The organism is Mycobacterium sp. E3298 (assembly GCF_001666895.1).
GTDB lineage: Bacteria > Actinomycetota > Actinomycetes > Mycobacteriales > Mycobacteriaceae > Mycobacterium.
In genome coordinates, this window is record NZ_LZJB01000540.1 from 1 (window position 1) to 15,992 (window position 15,992).

Here is a 15,992-nt window from a genome sequence, read left to right on the forward strand (position 1 = left end):
GAACTACACCATGGCGGTCCACCGCGTCGGCGCGGCTGCCGTCCTGATGCGCAGGTTCGACGCCGAGGCCGTCCTGGCCCTGATCGAGACCCACCGCGTCACGCACGCCCAGTTCGTGCCCACCATGTTCGTGCGGATGCTCAAGCTGCCCAGGGCGGTTCGGGAGCGCTACGACGTCTCGAGCCTGCAATGTGTCATCCACGCGGCCGCGCCCTGCCCGGTCGACGTCAAGCACCACATGATGAAGTGGTTCGGGCCGATTATCCACGAATACTACGGCGGCACAGAAGGATTCGCTGGGACCACGATCGGTCCGGAGGAGTGGCTGGCCCATCCCGGCTCGGTGGGCAGGCCCATGTCGCCGGTGCACGTCGTCGGCGACGACGGCGTCGAGCTGCCCGCCGGGCAGGCCGGGGAGCTGTTCTTCGAGGGCGGACCGGATTTCGAGTACTTCAAGGACCCGGCGAAAACCGTGTCGGTGTCCAACGACCGCGGCTGGCGCACCCTGGGCGACATGGGCTTCCTCGACGAGGACGGCTATCTCTACCTCACCGACCGGTCCACGTTCATGATCGTCTCGGGCGGGGTGAACATCTATCCGCAGGAGATCGAGAACCTGCTGATCATGCACCCCAAGCTCGTCGACGCGGCCGTCTTCGGCGTCCCCAACGACGAGTTCGGCGAGGAGGTCAAGGCCGTCGTGCAGCCGGTCGACGGCGTCGCTCCGGGCCCCGAACTCGAGGCCGAGCTGATCGAATACTGCCGAGCGCACGCCGCCGGCTACAAATGCCCGCGCACCGTCGAATTCGTTCCCCAATTGCCCCGGGACCCGAACGGAAAGCTGTACAAGAGACGCCTCCGCGAGCGTTACTGGCAGGGGCGGGCATCGCGGATCCTATGAGGGGATGAAATGGTCACCACCCAGAGCACCGATAACAGCCAACTGAACTGGACCCCGCTTCCGGTGCCGTGGGCGGTCCAGGCCGTCGATCGCATTCCCAAGCAGCGCTACTACGACCCGGAGTTCTACGCGCTCGAAAGCGAAATGCTCTGGCCGCGCGTGTGGCAGATGGCCTGCCGTCTGGAAGAGATTCCCAAGGCCGGCGACTACGTCGAGTACGAGATCCTTGACGAGTCGATCATCGTGGTCCGCCTGGACGCGGAAAACGTTCGCGCTTACCACAACGCCTGTCGCCACCGCGGGGTGAAGCTGGTGGAGGGCAACGGAAACCGGCGCACCTTCGTGTGCCCGTTCCACGGCTGGTGTTGGGGCATCGACGGCCGCAACACCTTTGTGCTCAGGCCCGAGGAGTTCGACGAGCACAACCTGGACCCGGAGGATCTTCGCCTGGTTTCGGTCCGCTGCGAGGTCTGGGGTGGATGCGCGTGGATCAACCTCGACGACGGCGCACCGCCGTTCCGTGACTGCTTCGAGCCGTTCGCATCGATCTACGACGCGTGGAAGGTCGAGTCGCTGCGGGTCGAGTGGTGGCAGTCGTGCCGGCTGCCGGTGAACTGGAAGCTGGCGACGGCCGCCTTCATGGAGGGCTATCACGTCCCGCAGACCCACCCGCAACTGCTGCCGTCCAGCATGCCGAAGCGGCCCGGCACGGCCGAACCACCCGGATTGGCCCAGACCAACCTCTATTTCATGCGGACGTTGGGCGAAGGCATGGCCGGCATGACGCACGAGAACGATGTCCGCATCGCCGAGGGCTTGCAGGACCTCGAACTGCCGGCCGACCCCGCCGAGGCGATGGCCGTGTGGCGCCGCACGCTCAACGACGCGATCGTGCACTGGCATCGAGCCCGCGGCTGCGACATCCCCGACCTCAACGAACTCGAGCGGCGCGGCATCACCGAAGCGATCAATTTCGGCTTCCCCCACTACTTCCTGCTGCCCCAGTACAGCAGCGCCTCGTCGTACCGGATCCGGCCGCTCGGCCCGGAGGAAACGCTGTTCGAGATCTGGTCACTCACCCGCATCCCGCCAGAGCAGAGCACGCCAAAACCGACGCCGCCGGTGCCCATGGCACCCGACGACCCGCGCTGGCCTCCGATACCGGCCCAGGATTTCTCGAATCTGCCCCGACAGCAAAAAGGCTTGCACTCCAAGGGTTTTGAGTACATGCGACTGTCCAGCAGGATCGAGGGCCTGATCTCCAACTTCGAACGGGTGATAGACGGCTTCCTCGCCGGCCTGCCGTACGACGCCCTGGTGCCCGCCATCCAGAAGACCAACACCACCATCGACGTGCCCGTCGCCGACCTCGGTTTCAGCGGGGGGGCACGATGACCGGCCGGTGGGACCGCACGGTCGATCTGCTCATCGCGGGCAGCGGCGGGGGCGGCATGGTCGCGGCGCTGGCGGCGCTGGACTCCGGCATCGAACCGCTGGTGATCGAAAAGCAACCCCTGGTGGGCGGTTCCACCGGCCTCTCCGGCGGCATGGTGTGGCTGCCCAACAACCCGCTGATGCGCGCCGACGGCATCCCGGACTCACACGAGGACGGGCTGGCCTACTTCGACGACGTCGTCGGTGACATCGGCTCCGCCTCATCGCCGGCGCGGCGCGAGATGTTCCTCACCGCGGGGTACGAGATGATCAACTTCCTGACCCGCAAGGGGGTTCGGTTCGTGCGATGCCCGGGCTGGAGCGACTACTACCCGAACCACAAGGGCGGCAACGAAGCCGGCCGCGCCATCGAGTGCGTCCCCTACGATGCGGCCGCGCTGGGAAGCTGGAGCGACAAGGTCCAGCCCTCGATGGCCAAGAGTTACGGCGGGTTCGTCCTCAAGACGAACGAGCTGCGTTCGGTGCAGTACTTCAATCGGTCGCCGCGCGCCTTCGCGGTGGCCATGCGGGTGTTCGCGCGCACCAGGGCGGCCAGGCTCCGCCGCCGCGAAATGCTGACCAACGGCGCATCCCTGATCGGGCAGATGCTCAAAGCTTTGATCGACCTGCGCGGTGAGCCGCCGATCTGGACCGGCGCCGCCATCGAGGACCTGATCGTCGAGGACGGCCGCGTGGTCGGCGCGCGCGTGGCCCGCAACGGCACCGTTCTCAACGTCGAGGCCCGCAAGGGCGTGCTACTCGCCGCGGGCGGCTTCAGCCGCAACGCGGACATGCGCCGCCGCTACAGCGGGGACCAGCCCAACGAGGGGCACTGGTCGATCGCGAACGCCGGCGACACCGGCGAGGTGTTGCAGTCCGCGATCGGCCTGGGCGCCAAGACCGACCTGATGGACGAGGCATGGTGGCTGCCATCGGTTTTCATCGCCGACGGCGGTGACGCCGCGCGGGCGCTGGGCAGCGGCCGGCAGCGGCCGGGCGCCATCTACGTCGACGGAACGGGCCGACGGTTCTGCAACGAGTCCAACTCGTACGTCGAAGTCGGCAAAGCGATGTACGCGAACAAGGCCGTGCCGTGCTGGATGGTTTTCGACGAGGGCTACATCACCCGATACGTGTCGGGTGCCAACCCGTTCAAGAGGCGCCGCCTCCCCGAGGAGCTGGTCACGCGGGGCGCGGTCGTGCGGGGCGAGACCGTCGGCGACCTCGCTCGCCAGATGGGCGTGCCCTCCGACGCGCTTGAGCAGACGATCAAGCGCTTCAACGGGTTTGCGGTCAAGGGCCTCGACCCGGACTTCGGGCGCGGCCAGTCGGCGTACAACGACTGTCTGGGCGATCCCGGGTACCGCCCCAACGCCGCGCTCGGCCCGCTCGAGCGGGCCCCCTTCTATGCCACCAAGGTCGTTCCCGCCGATGTCGGGACGTGCGGCGGGGTGATCACCAACGAGCACGCGCAGGTGCTCGACGAGGACGACTGCGTGATCGACGGGCTGTACGCGACGGGCAACCTCACGGCGACGGTCATGGGCCGGAACTACCTGGGCGCCGGCGGAAGCATCGCCTACACCATGGTTTTCGGTTATGTCGCCGCCCGCCATGCCGCGGGCCGCAGGGTCGCCGGCGAGAGAAGCCGCGCCCGCTAGGACGTCACCTAGAGCACCACGCCTGACGGCGTTCCCCCGGGGGTGGTGGCCCCGGGCTGCCCCGCGGCCGGTGGCTCGGTGGGGGCGTTGCCCGACGCCTGGTCCCCGGCCGCCGCGCCTTCGGCGACCGTCGTCGCCTCGTCCTTTTTCTCTTGGTCCTCTTTGTCCTTGTCCTCGTCGTCCTTTTTCGCTTCGTCGGCGGGCGGCGGCTCCGGGGTGGTGTCCGACGCGAGCTGCGCGGGCGTCGACGCGCCGCCCATGCCCTGGGTGAGCCCCTGGATGCCCTGCATGGCGCCCTGCATGCCCTGCGCAGCACCCTGCAGCGCCGGCGCCATGTTCCCCGCCAGCTGGCCGAGCTGCGCGGGCGTCGGGGTCGGCGTCGGCGACGGCGCCGTCCCCTGATCGGGCTTGGGCTCGGGCTTGGGATCCGGCTTCGGCGTTTCCCCGGGCGCCTTGATGACGTGGGCCTTGGGCGGAGCGTCCGGGTTCAACGGCTTCAGGGGAATGTTCGCGTACTGGACGTAGTACTTCAATGCCGATTCCGAGGTCGCCTGAAGTTTTTCGTACCAGTCAATGGCCGAAGCGATGTATTCCTGGTAGCCGTTTTCCACGTAATACCGATACCAGTAATCGCATTGCGACACTTCGTAGGTCGTGGGATGCGCGCCGCCCAGGGCGTGTTGATTCATGTATCCGGTGGTGGCGGTGACTTTCTTGTGCACGTCGACGACCCGGTCGGCCTGCTGTCCGAGGTCGGCGCACAGTTTCGCCATCTTGTAAATCCACTCTTTTTGTTGCTGGAAATTCCGTTCGACCTGCTCCGTCGCCTCACCCTCCCAGCGGCTGAACAGCCGGAACCGATAGGTCTGTTCCTGAAATGACTGCTGAAACGCTTTCCACTCCTGCGCAAACGCCCGGAACGACGTGCCCTGGTCCCCCGTCTCGATGTCCTCGGCTGCCTGCCGGACTTCGTAGTAGGGGTATTCGAACGGCGGCGGCGCCGCCATCGGCTCGGGCGCCGTCCAGGGCTCCTCGTCCGCGGCCAGCGTCGGCGCCGCCACCCCCGCAGCGGAAGCGTCGTTGTTCAGGATGTTGCCGATGTCCTCCGCGGCCCCGGTGTCGACCTCTTCGTAGGCCTTGGCCGCGTTCCTCAGGGATTTCGCCAGACTCCTCCATTCCCGTTCGCAGCCCTTGAGGTACAGGCGCAACGTGTCAGCGGTGAGCGCGAGTCGGGTCGCGGTATCGCTGATGAACGAAAGATTGCACGGCCCTTGTGGATTGGAGGACGGAACGGTCGGCAGCGGTTGCTCAAGTTCGGCGGCTCGCGTCAGGAGTTCCTCGTACTCCACATTCAACGTCTGCGTCATGTCGGGTCATTCTCCTTGTGCTGAAGCGAACTTCGCCGGTAAGTCACGCCGGGGAGAGCGCCGTGCCGACATCCTGGACGGGCGGGCACTTTCTCACGGTCTGGCCCGACGGCACGGGCACGCGCCGGGGCATGGGCGGTCCGATACGCTGCAGCCACCAAGCACCCCTCTCGTTGTGCCGGCCATGCGGGTGGTGCAGTGGCGCGCCAGCCGCTACCAGGTGCAATCCTAATTCACCGACCGGGGCTGTCATGCGCCAATTTTCACGGCTCTCACCGGGTCTTCACCGGCTCGCGTTGAGCGGTGATCGGGCTACGGGTTCTGCGGGTCGTCCTGGCCGACGAACTCGCGCGGCTTCATGCCCGACTGCTTCAGCTCGGCCCGCCGGGCCTGCACATCGGTGGCGGCGCCCACCATGTTCGTCAGGATGTGACTGACCTGCAGGTGGACCCGCATCCCCATCAATTCCCACGCACGCTTAACGTTGTTCTTCACCGCCATCAACGTGGTCAACGGGATTTGGCCGATCTTGCGCGCCATCTCCTCGACGGTGTCCTCGAGTTCTTCGCGCGGCACCACCTTGTTGAGCAGGCCCCAGTCGAGGGCTTCCTGCGCGGACAGCGTCGGGGCCAGCAGCAGCCAATCCATGGTGCGATGCCAGTTCATCAGCAACCACGGCTCGATCATGGTGTGGCCGCCGGGCTCGCCGAGGCTCTGGGCGAGCGGCATCTGGAAGTACGCGTCCTCGGATGCGACGCAGAAGTCGGTCAGCAGGCCGAGGTAGATCCCCCCGCCCATGCAGTAGCCGTGAATCGCGGAGATGGTCGGCTTGGGGAATTCCCACAGATACAGCGTCGGCCACAGGAACAGGTCGGCGGTGCCCTTGTACAGGTCCTCGAAGGTCTCACCGAAATCCGGATACGGATTTTCGTCGGGGCCCCAGCGGGCCACGTGTCCCCCGCAAAACCCTTTTCCGTTCGCCTTGAGGATGACGACCTTGATCTCCTTGTCACGGTCGGCTTCGTGCAGGCACTCGTCGACTTCGGTGACCAGAACCGCGTCCTTGGTGTTGGCCTTGTCGACCCGGTTCAGGATGATCCGCGCAATCGGCGGCTCGCGCTCGTAGATCACCGCTTCCAGGACGCGCCGCTCCATGCGCGTGACATTACCTTCAGACCGCCGGGCCGGAAGCCGATTCGTCCTGCTCGATCGCCAATGCGCTGCGCGCTATGTCCGCGGCGGCGAAAAAGCTTGCCTCCCAGCGGCGTCGGCCGCGCGCGCGAGCAGCCAGGCGCAACCCGCACCCTCACCGGACGCGACCCGCTCGAGGTCGGCGAACGCCGCGGGTAGCTCACCGGCGACCGCGCGAAACGGCCCCGGGGAGCCGCCGACTTCGCTCAGCACGGCCATCGCCAACAACCCGCCCGGCGCCAGGCGCTCGACGATCGCGCGATCGAGGCGACGGTCCCGGAATCGGTGGCAGAGGATGACATCCAGGGGCGGCCCGGCCGGCAGTCCGTCGTCGAGGTCGACGACCTCGAACCGGCACCGGTCGCTGACCCCGGCGCGGTGAGCCAAGTCCCGGGCATGGGCGACGGCCACCGGCGAGACGTCCACTCCCTGCACCGCAAGCCCGCGCGTCGCGAGCCACACCGCCGCCAGCCCCGCCCCGCACGCGAGATCGAGGGCACTGCCCGCGGCGGGAAGCAGCTCCGCGTGGGGGGCCAGGAATTCGGGCGGTCCCACGGCCTCCACCGGAGGCGGTGCCTTCGTGGCGTACCGCTCGTCCCAGCGCCGCCGGTCCGCCTCGGCCATGGGCGCCACTCTAGATCCTTTTGGACGGCCGCCCGCGGTTCCGGGCCGGCGGCCGACAGGTTGCCCTGCCGCGCCCGGGCGAAGCCTTCCTACACTGGACGGGTGTCTAAAGATGCGGCGCGCCGGTCCGACCGCAGGCCGGGCCAGACGATCCGCAAGGTCCTCGACGCCGGGCTGGAGGAGCTGCGCGAATCGTCGTACGCGAATCTGACGATGCGTTCGGTGGCGACCCGCGCCGGGGTGTCGCCGGCCAGCGCCTACACCTACTTTCCGTCGAAAAGCGCGCTGGTGGCGGCGGTGTACCTGCGGTTCCTGCGCGAGCTCCCGCTGCATACCGACGTCAACGAGACGACCAAGGCGCGGGTCAGCGCGACGCTGCGCGACATGGCCGTGGTGGTCGCCGACGAGCCCGAGCTGACCGCCGCGTGCGGCGCCGCGCTGATGGCCGACGACCCGGCGGTGCAACCGATCCGGGAGCAGATCGGGCAGGAGGTGTCCGCGCGGATCGGGGCCGCCCTGGGTCCCGGCTGGCCGCGTGCGGTCAAATCCACACTGCAGATCACCTTCTCCGGCGCCCTGATGACCGCCCGGTTCGTCAGCTTCGACGAGATCGAGGGACAACTCGAAGAGGCCGTCAACCTCATCCTTGGCGCCTCCGTCGCCTAACCGGCGGTGCCGCAAATGATTAGGCGGCGCGTCACGCCACCGGCGTCAGGCTCCGGGAATCCTGACCGGCCCGCAGAAAACGGCCGAACTTCTGCCTGCCCAGTGCCGGTGCGGGCTCGCCCGCACCGAACGCGAACCGTCCCGCCACGAGCACGGCGCTGACGGTTTCGTCGTTGCGGTTGACCATCCGCGACAACCCGCCGTAGGACTCCACCGGATGCTCGGCGTAACGATCCAGCGAAGCGTCGAGCTTGTCCGGATTGATCACGACGAGGTCGGCGCGATCACCTTCGCGCAGGGTGCCTGCGTCGATTCCGTACCAGGAGCCGAGCTCGCCGGTGAGCCGGTGCACGGCACGCTCGACCGACATGAACGGGGTGCCGTGCTTTTCCGCCTCGTGCACGTGCCGCAGCAGGCGAAGCCCGGAGTTGTAGAAGGCCATGTTGCGCAGGTGCGCCCCGGCGTCGGAAAAGCCCATCTGCACGGTTTCACTTCGTGCCAGCTTCTTGAGCACCTCGGGGCGATGATTGGAAATCGTGGTGCGCCAGCGCAGCTGTTCGCCGTGCTCCACCACCAAGTCGAGAAACGCGTCGACCGGATGCAGGCCGCCGCGGTCCAGCCCCACCTGCCCGAAGGACTTGCCCACCACCGTCCGGTCGGGGCAGGCCACGATCTCGGCGTCGAAGAAGTCGCGGTGCCACACCCTGGGCCCGAACTTGCGGTCGTAGTCCTCGCGGAACCGGCGGCGGTAGTCCTCGTCGCGCATGAGCTGATTGCGCTCGATCTCGCTTTGCAGGTGCAGCGCCGCTGCGCCCGCGCCGAACTCCTCGAACACCACCAACGAGATCCCGTCGGCGTAGACCTCGAACGGCACCGGCAGATGCTGCCAGCGGAAGTCGCCGCCGAGGCCGTTCACCACCCGCGCGAGCCGGTCCATCAGGTGGATCACCGGGGGTATCGCCTTGATGTCGGCCGCCGAGAGCAGGCTGGTCTTCAGCCGGGGACGGCCGAGGCCCAGCGACGTCGCCAGCTGCGAGACCACCGACAGTGGATTCTTGATATCCGGCCCCGACTGCAGGATCTTGTTGCGCCGCCGCAAGATCGCGTTCAACCGGCGCAGTTCGCGGGTCTTGGCGTACGTCGACGGCAGCGTGCGCGACCGGCAGATGTCGCCGTCGAGTTTGTCGAACAGCAGTTGTTGTGAGGACATCCCGACGAATCCCTCGTCGAGCGCCTCGTTCAGCATCGACTCCATCCGCGCCAGCTCCGCCGCGGACGGCCGGACGTCCTTGCGCGTCGCCCGGTCCAGGCCCATCGTCGCGGCACGCATGTCGGAGTGGCCCATGAAAGCGGCCACGTTGGGGCCCAGGTTGCGCCGGTCGAGTTCGGCGACGTACTCGGCCGGATTGTTCCAGGAGCGCGCCGCGTCGAGATGCTCGATGACATAGCGCCGCGGAATCGCCTCGACCCGGCCGAAGATGTCCCCCGCGTCGACGTTGTCCAGATAGACCGTGGACAACGAACACGATCCCAGCATCACGGTCGTCACCCCGTGTCGCAGTGATTCGGAAAGTGCTGGCTCACAGAGTATTTCGACGTCGTAGTGCGTATGGATGTCGATGATGCCGGGCATCACCCACTGTCCCGTCGCGTCGATCACCTCGGCGCCCGTCGTGTCGAGCGATTCCGGGGTGACGATCGCGACCCGGCCGTCGCGCACACCGATGTTTCTGCGCGCCGACGGCGCGCCCGTCCCGTCGAACCAGCGACCACCTGTGATCACGGTGTCGTAGTGCAAAGTCCCGCCTTCCTGCCGCGCGGCACCCCCAGATTCGCAGCGATCATACATAACGGCAGAAGTGTCCGGCCGTGTTAACCAGCACCGATCGCCTGCTTCCAGCCGCTATGATCCGGCTGTGGGGATCACCGGCTACGGCGTTGCCGCTCGATAGATGCGCAGTCACGGTTGGGCAGGAAATGCGCCCGCCTCCGACGAGGAGGCGATCGAGCGCATCCTCGATGCCGCCGACCGGATCATCGACGAAGGCGGCTCGGCGATGCGGATCGCCGACGTGGCGCGGGCGCTCGGGGTGACCCGGCAGACCGTTTATCGGTACTTTCCCGGGACGCAGGCTCTGTTGGTGGCGTCGGCCATGCGGTCGGCCGACGGCTTCCTGGATCGGATGGCCGCCCACCTCGAGGGCGTCACCGACCCGGTCGTGGCGATGACCGAAGGGATGGCCTTCGCCATCGAAGAGTTGGCCTCGGACAACCAGGTCGAAGTCGTGCTGAGCCAGCGCCACCGGGGCGGGCAGAAGGTGTCGATCATCTCCGATACCGCCCTGGCGTTCGGGCGGTCGATGCTGCACCGCTACGACATCGATTGGGAAAGCTACGGTTTCGACGAAGCCGGCCTCGACGAGCTGAATGAATTCAGCCTTCGGGTGCTGCACTCGTTCCTCGCCGACCCGGGGCGGCCGCCGCGCAGCGGTGCCGATCTGCGCCGGTACCTCACCCGCTGGCTGGGGCCGGCGATCGCCTATCCGCAGTTGGTGCGCGCGATGGGCGCGCTGCAGACGCCCGAGCCGCGCACGCGGCGGCGCCCTTCCAAGGCATCGTGACAATCGGCGACGGGCTCGGTTGACGACAACCACAAGGAGCGGGCATGACCGGCCTCGGACAGATCGCGCTCAATAGCGCGCCGGTATTCGGTGGGGCGATGCTGGCCGTCGCCGCCGGCCAGTTCCGCGGCCCGGATTATCGGGGCATGATCGCGCAGGACATGGACCTGCTGGAGCGGTTGCCGCCGGAGGCCGCCGGGCGACGCGCCGAATTGCAGCGCACCATCGACGCCCGCATCGACGACCTGATCGAGACCTCCGACCGGGGGCGGGCGTTGCGCAAGGCGGCATTGTCTTACCAGGGCAACTGGCGGGACTTGGTGCTCCTGGTCTGCGCGGTGCTGTTCACCATCATCTGGTGGGACGTCGACCACGACAGGGGCAACTGGCTACCCATGTTCGTCCTGCTGATCCTGCTGACCATCGTGACCGCCGCCTACGCGTTTCGCGGCGCGCTGCGCGCCGCCGGTTCGTTGGTGCACAGACGATCCCAGGCTCCCGGGTCGCGGTAGCCCGGTGTGGGCCCCCGCCGCATAACGCGCGCGTTTGGTCAGCCTGTGACAAGATCGCGCTGTGAAGGCGCATACCCTCGGCGGTCTGATTGGTGCTGTGCTGGCGCCCTTTTGGGCGCTTCCGGTTGCCACGCTGACGGCGGCCGACCCGTGCCCCGATGTCGAGGTGGTGTTCGCGCGGGGCACCAATGAGCCGCCCGGCGTCGGCCGAATCGGTCAGAGTTTCGTCGACACCCTGCGCTCGCACGTCGGCGGCAGGTCCCTGGGCGTCTACCCGGTCGACTACCCGGCGACGACGGATTTCCCCAGGGCCGTGGACGGCATCAGCGATGCGGGCGCGCACGTCGAACACATGGCGGTCTCCTGCCCGCGAACCAGGATGGTGCTGGGCGGATACTCCCAGGGCGCGGCCGTGATCGGCTTCGTCACCGAAAGCGCCGTCCCCGACGGGGTGCACCTGGTGCAGGCCCTGCAGCCAATGCCGGCGGAGGTCTCCAACCACGTGGCCGCGGTCACGCTCTTCGGCAAGCCGTCGAGCCAGTTCATGAACATCATCAACGAGCCGCCGGTGACGATCGGTCCACCGTATGCGGGCAAGACCATCGAGTTGTGCGTGCCCGGCGACCCGATCTGCTCGGACGCCACGAACCCCATTGCCCATCGGCAGTACGTCGAAGCTGGCATGGTGGATCAGGCGGCGGATTACGCCGCCGGCCGCATATAGCTCAAACGCTCGGGAGGCCACTGTGGCCGCTGACGGAGATCCGATCGAGGGCGTCGGAAGCGCGGCCTTCGATGTCGCCGATCGGCTGGCGATCATCAACTTGTTCGGCGCCTACGCCTACACCTACGACCACGACCGGCTCGACGAGTTTCGCGCCTTGTTCACCGAATCCCCCGAGCTCGTCCTGCTGCACGAGGGCCGACCGCTGTCGGCTGACATCGACACGGTGATGAGCCTGCTCGCGGCCCGGAAGGCAGCGTTTCGGGCCGAGCACAATCAACGCCGCCATGCGCTGAACTCGTTCTGGTTCTCCAGCCAGGGCGCGGACGAAGCGACCGGGCACTGCTATGTTCAGGTCTTCGCCATCTCAGACGGTGGGCCGCCCCGTCCCGACCTGACCGGCTGTTACGACTTCACCGCGGTCAAACAGGACGGCCGCTGGCGGTTCAGCCGGTGGGTGGTGGGCATCGACCAAACGCAAACCCAGTGAACGTGCGCCCTGGCCCAAACCCCTTTTGTCGCAAGATAATTCGCCCTCAGCCTGGCCCGGCCCCCGCCTCCAGGACCTCGAGCGCCGCATCGATGTTGGGCATGATGGTCGGGCCGTAACTGTTCACCAGCTGTCCGAGCGCGCGGGCGATGTGCGGTCCGACCGCGCCGGCGGCGAGCACCTCCTCGGCCAAGACGATGCCGTTCACCAGGTGGGCGGCGCTCAAGCGGCCGTCCGGGGTGACTTCATAACGCCAGTCGCCGATCTGCACCCGCTCGGGCTGCGACCGGAAGAAGCCGCGCCGCGCCGGGACGAGGATCACCCCCGGAACCCCGCAGAAGACCCTGAGCACCAGCCCGACTCCCCCGGGACCGGCCAGCGTCGTCCCGATGGCGTGGCCGACCCGCTGTTGATCAAGGCTCGTCATCAATCGCTCATGGGCAGGACGAACGACGGCGTGAGGGTTTGCGGTTCGCCGCCGCGCCGCACCGCGGTTCCGGCCACGTAGAACTCGACGGTGTGATGGCCCCACGCGTAGTTCGAGATGGCGAAATGCACGCCGACGACGCCGGTTCCGCCATCGCGTTCGGCTTCGCTCTGCATGCGCGACATGGCCAGCTCGCGAGCCTGGTAACTCCCCTGCGTCCACTGCGGCATCTCGGCGTTGCGGCCGACCTGGCTGAGCGTGCGCAGGAACCCTTGCACGGCAACGTGAAACACACAGTTGCCCATGACGAACGCCACCGGGGCGAACCCCGATCGCAGGAGGGTGGTCAGGTCCTGCCCGGACAGGTGGCTGGTGAACGCCTGCCCATTGGGGCGCCGGTAAACGCCGGGCTTCTCCGTGTAGCGCACCGCGGTCCCGACCGCGATGAACTCCAGATGTTCGCCCTCGCCCTGATGGCGCCATTCGAGCCGGACGCCGACCACGCCGTCCGCGCCCAGCGAATCGGCCTCCGCCTGCATCCGCGACATCGCGTTCCAGCGCGCCCGGTAGGTGGCGTCGGTGAGCACGGGCAGTTCGGATTGCTGCCGAATGCCGGTGAACTGATAACCGACGTGGTAGACCGAGACGCCCATCACCAGTTCGATCGGCTCGAACCCGGCCCCGTGCAGCAGCGCGAATTCGTTGATGGACAAATCCGAAGTGAACACCTTGCCTGCGTGCGACAGTCGTTCGCTGGCAACTGGGTCGAGCGGGTTCGGTTGCATTGTCAAAACACCCTCCTGCGGTTCGCAGGACAGCGTATGTCGCGCGACCGCGACGCACACCCCCAACGTGCGACTTTCCGGTGGACCCCGGGCGAAATGACGGTGGTCCGCGATCGTGGGACCCGGCGCCTCGCGGAGCCGGCCGGCCCGCGGCGAGATCGATTTGCTGCCGGGCCGTTCAGCCCGCGGCTTGCTTGGCCCCGATCATCCTGTGCAATTCGTCGACCGACCACGGTTCGGCCTGATGGTGGTCCCGGTAGCCCAGCAGCCGCGGCGTCGGGCGGTCGAAGCTCCCGACGAATCCTCCTGCGGCAACGAAGATCTGCCCCGTGACGGCCCGGGCGAGGTCACTCACCAGATACGCGTAGAGCGGGGCCACGAAGTCCGGCGAAGCGCTGTCGAGGGAGGCCCGCATGGTCATTTCGTCCAGCAAGCCGCGGCGATGCAGGTCCTCGATGTGTCGTTCGTACTCGGCGCCGGTGGACAGCCGCGTCCGGGCACCGGGACACACCACGTTGGCCCGTACGCCATGCGGCTTCAGTTCCGCGGCGATGGCCACGGTCAGGGCGTTCACCGCTCCCTTGCCCGCGGGATAGCCGGTGCCGCCGTAGTCGCCCAAGAAGGCGACCGAGCTGGTGGTGACGAGCGCGCCGTGCCCCTGCGCGGCCATCACACGGCCGGCCGCCCGGCACGTGTGGAACGCCGAACCGAGGTGAGCGCTGATCAGGCGGTCGAAATCGTCCGGTGAGATGTTCAGGATCGAGGACCCCGGCGGCTCGGCGACCCCGGCGCAGTTGATCAGGGCGTCCAGCCGCCCATGAGCGCGCACACACTCGTCGACCAGCGCCCCGGCGACGCGCTCGTCATTCGCGGGTCCGACCACGGCGGTGGCGCGCCCGCCGGACGCCGTGATCGCGGCGACGGCCTCCTCGACGGCGTCCTCGTCGCGCCCATTGACCACGACACCGGCGCCCAGGGCGCTCAGCAGTTCGGCGACCGCGCGCCCGATTCCCCGGCTGCCGCCGGCCACCACCACCCCGCGACCCTCCAGCGGGCGGTCTGCGTCGATCATCGCCATCGGCGCCGGAAAACGTTGTGCGCGAGAGGCTCTCGACACCGGTCGACGGCGCGTCGCGCGAGTTCGGTCACGAACATTAGGCGAACAGTACCCAGCGAGCGTACAAATGAGAACCTCACCCTCCGGTTGCGCGCCGAGGGTCCCGGCACCTTTGCGGCTAACCGGTGAGGGCGTCAAAACGGCTGGCCAACGCTCACTTGGCTATGTTCTCGCGGTTTGCTGTGATCGTCCTCGTTGCCCGGCGGCCGCGGTTGCCGACGCGTTTCGGCCCAAATCGGGCCAAGCGATCGCGGGCGTGTGCGATGGAGCGTATAGTCAAGATCGAAGTCCGTTCTGGACGTGTCGCCGTTTAGCTCAAAGCGGCCAGTCAGCCGCACGGCTACTGAGCATGATATGGCTCCGGCGAAACGAACCCGAGTCATCTCCTATCGGTATTCCGTACGCGTTGTCTAGACGACCCAGTCCTGCGGATAGAGGTGCAGCGAGGGGATTTCGCGCATGACCGCATGCCTCGCTGCAAACGACTCAGAGGAGTGAGTCAGCAATGCAAAAATCTCTGTGCAGCAATGGTTTCAAGATCGACCGCGCCAACATCGGGCGCGTGCGCCTATGACCGATGTGATTACAACCCCGCGCCGTGCCGAGTGCCGCGACAAGAAAGCCGACGATTCCTACGACGACGTGGTCGAAATGTTCGTCGAACTGCGCCAAATGCCTGCCGAGTCGCATGAGTACGGCCGCCAGCGCGAACGCATCGTGGCCCGTTGCCTGCCTCTCGCCGACCATGTGGCAAGCCACTTCGCGCGCCGGGGTGAAGGCATCGACGACCTCGTCCAGGTGGCGCGCCTGGGGTTGATGAACGCTATCAACCGGTTCGATCCCGCCAAGGGGCCCAGCTTCATCGGCTTCGCGGTCCCGACCATGATGGGTGAGGTCCGCAGGTACTTCCGCGACTACAGCTGGGGCATGCGGGTTCCGCGGCGGTTACGCGAACTGCACGTGCAGATCAGCAGGACGACCGGGGACCTGGCTCAGAAGCTGGGGCGCGCGCCCACCGCGGGCGAGCTGGCACAGGCGCTGGAGGTCCCCCGCGAGGAAATCGTCGAATGCCTCGTGGCGGGCGATGCCTACCGGCTGGATTCCCTGGATGCCCCGGTGGGCGCCGACAGTTCGGGCACGCCGCGACTGGTCGCGGACGCGGTCGGCGGCCTCGACCCGCAGATCGAGCACATCACCAACCGCGAGGCGCTGCGGGTCCTGGTTGCCGGCCTGCCCGAACGCGAGCGCGAGGTCTTGCGCATGCGCTTCTTCGAATCGATGACGCAGAGCCAGATCGCCGAGCGCATCGGGGTGTCACAGATGCAGGTCTCCCGCATCCTGGCCAGCACCCTGCGCTGCCTGCGCGACCAATTGGAGTAGACAACTCATCGCCTGCCAGGCCGCCTTCGGCGCCACAGTCGAGTTCGTTCCCGAATCGCACAGTACATTGCGGCGTGGCGCGGGCGTGGCGG

The 15,992-nt window shown here is 67.4% G+C and carries 16 protein-coding genes; 9 read left to right on the top strand and 7 right to left on the bottom strand.

Annotated features, from left to right (window positions below):
* The 3 genes from A9X05_RS24815 to A9X05_RS24825 all read left to right on the top strand — a co-directional run.
* Nucleotides 1-901 (top strand): AMP-binding protein (locus tag A9X05_RS24815; RefSeq protein ID WP_156736961.1); only part of this gene is annotated, 901 nt, incomplete at its 5' end.
* Nucleotides 902-910: 9 nt separating this feature from the next.
* The gene (locus tag A9X05_RS24820; RefSeq protein WP_067750248.1) at nt 911-2,296 is read left to right on the top strand and encodes an SRPBCC family protein; all 1,386 of its coding nucleotides are present in this window, start codon (nt 911-913) and stop codon (nt 2,294-2,296) included.
* A complete protein-coding gene (locus A9X05_RS24825) occupies nt 2,293-3,996 on the top strand; it encodes an FAD-binding protein (protein ID WP_067750246.1) in 1,704 nt (567 codons plus the stop codon). The genes A9X05_RS24820 and A9X05_RS24825 overlap by 4 nt, the downstream gene beginning before the upstream one ends.
* An 8-nt stretch (nt 3,997-4,004) precedes the next feature.
* On the opposite strand, the gene A9X05_RS24830 is transcribed toward A9X05_RS24825, so the two are convergent.
* The 3 genes from A9X05_RS24830 to A9X05_RS24840 form a co-directional block, all read right to left on the bottom strand.
* Nucleotides 4,005-5,363, bottom strand: a complete 1,359-nt coding sequence (locus A9X05_RS24830; protein WP_067784675.1) for a hypothetical protein — start codon at nt 5,361-5,363, stop codon at nt 4,005-4,007.
* A 312-nt stretch (nt 5,364-5,675) separates the two neighbouring features.
* Entirely contained in the window at nt 5,676-6,518 is an 843-nt protein-coding gene (locus A9X05_RS24835) for an enoyl-CoA hydratase-related protein (RefSeq protein ID WP_067750242.1), read from the bottom strand.
* Between the two features lie 72 nt (nt 6,519-6,590).
* Nucleotides 6,591-7,178 (bottom strand): bifunctional 2-polyprenyl-6-hydroxyphenol methylase/3-demethylubiquinol 3-O-methyltransferase UbiG, encoded by a 588-nt coding sequence (locus tag A9X05_RS24840; RefSeq protein ID WP_067784678.1) that lies wholly within the window; start codon nt 7,176-7,178, stop codon nt 6,591-6,593.
* Between the two features lie 102 nt (nt 7,179-7,280).
* On the opposite strand from A9X05_RS24840, the gene A9X05_RS24845 reads away from it, so the two are divergent.
* Nucleotides 7,281-7,844, top strand: a complete 564-nt coding sequence (locus A9X05_RS24845) for a TetR/AcrR family transcriptional regulator (RefSeq protein ID WP_156669965.1) — start codon at nt 7,281-7,283, stop codon at nt 7,842-7,844.
* Between the two features lie 31 nt (nt 7,845-7,875).
* Here the strand turns inward: A9X05_RS24845 and A9X05_RS24850 are convergent, their stop codons facing one another.
* On the bottom strand, nt 7,876-9,642 hold the full coding sequence (locus A9X05_RS24850; protein ID WP_067784700.1) for an amidohydrolase family protein: 1,767 nt from the start codon (nt 9,640-9,642) through the stop codon (nt 7,876-7,878).
* Between the two features lie 154 nt (nt 9,643-9,796).
* Here A9X05_RS24850 and A9X05_RS24855 point away from each other — a divergent pair, with 154 nt between their 5' ends.
* The 4 genes from A9X05_RS24855 to A9X05_RS24870 all read left to right on the top strand — a co-directional run bounded on the left by A9X05_RS24855 (nt 9,797) and on the right by A9X05_RS24870 (nt 12,191).
* The gene (locus A9X05_RS24855) at nt 9,797-10,465 is read left to right on the top strand and encodes a TetR/AcrR family transcriptional regulator (protein ID WP_067750236.1); all 669 of its coding nucleotides are present in this window, start codon (nt 9,797-9,799) and stop codon (nt 10,463-10,465) included.
* Between the two features lie 44 nt (nt 10,466-10,509).
* On the top strand, nt 10,510-10,977 hold the full coding sequence (locus A9X05_RS24860) for a hypothetical protein (RefSeq protein WP_067750233.1): 468 nt from the start codon (nt 10,510-10,512) through the stop codon (nt 10,975-10,977).
* A 97-nt stretch (nt 10,978-11,074) separates the two neighbouring features.
* On the top strand, nt 11,075-11,701 hold the full coding sequence (locus A9X05_RS24865; protein ID WP_067784681.1) for a cutinase family protein: 627 nt from the start codon (nt 11,075-11,077) through the stop codon (nt 11,699-11,701).
* A 22-nt stretch (nt 11,702-11,723) separates the two neighbouring features.
* Entirely contained in the window at nt 11,724-12,191 is a 468-nt protein-coding gene (locus A9X05_RS24870; RefSeq protein WP_067784685.1) for a nuclear transport factor 2 family protein, read from the top strand.
* A 46-nt stretch (nt 12,192-12,237) separates the two neighbouring features.
* Here A9X05_RS24870 and A9X05_RS24875 read toward each other — a convergent pair whose 3' ends face one another.
* The 3 genes from A9X05_RS24875 to A9X05_RS24885 all read right to left on the bottom strand — a co-directional run bounded on the left by A9X05_RS24875 (nt 12,238) and on the right by A9X05_RS24885 (nt 14,475).
* Nucleotides 12,238-12,618 carry a DUF5073 family protein gene (locus A9X05_RS24875; RefSeq protein ID WP_067784688.1) on the bottom strand — a complete coding sequence of 127 codons (381 nt, stop codon included), beginning with the start codon at nt 12,616-12,618 and terminating at the stop codon, nt 12,238-12,240.
* Nucleotides 12,618-13,403: a heavy metal-binding domain-containing protein gene (locus A9X05_RS24880; protein ID WP_067784691.1), complete on the bottom strand. Its 786-nt coding sequence runs from the start codon at nt 13,401-13,403 to the stop codon at nt 12,618-12,620. Before A9X05_RS24880 ends, A9X05_RS24875 begins: the two co-directional genes overlap by 1 nt.
* A gap of 178 nt (nt 13,404-13,581) precedes the next feature.
* On the bottom strand, nt 13,582-14,475 hold the full coding sequence (locus tag A9X05_RS24885; protein ID WP_156736963.1) for an SDR family NAD(P)-dependent oxidoreductase: 894 nt from the start codon (nt 14,473-14,475) through the stop codon (nt 13,582-13,584).
* 615 nt (nt 14,476-15,090) lie between these two features.
* Here A9X05_RS24885 and A9X05_RS24890 point away from each other — a divergent pair.
* The gene (locus A9X05_RS24890; protein ID WP_067784697.1) at nt 15,091-15,900 is read left to right on the top strand and encodes a SigB/SigF/SigG family RNA polymerase sigma factor; all 810 of its coding nucleotides are present in this window, start codon (nt 15,091-15,093) and stop codon (nt 15,898-15,900) included.
* Nucleotides 15,901-15,992 lie beyond the last annotated feature (92 nt).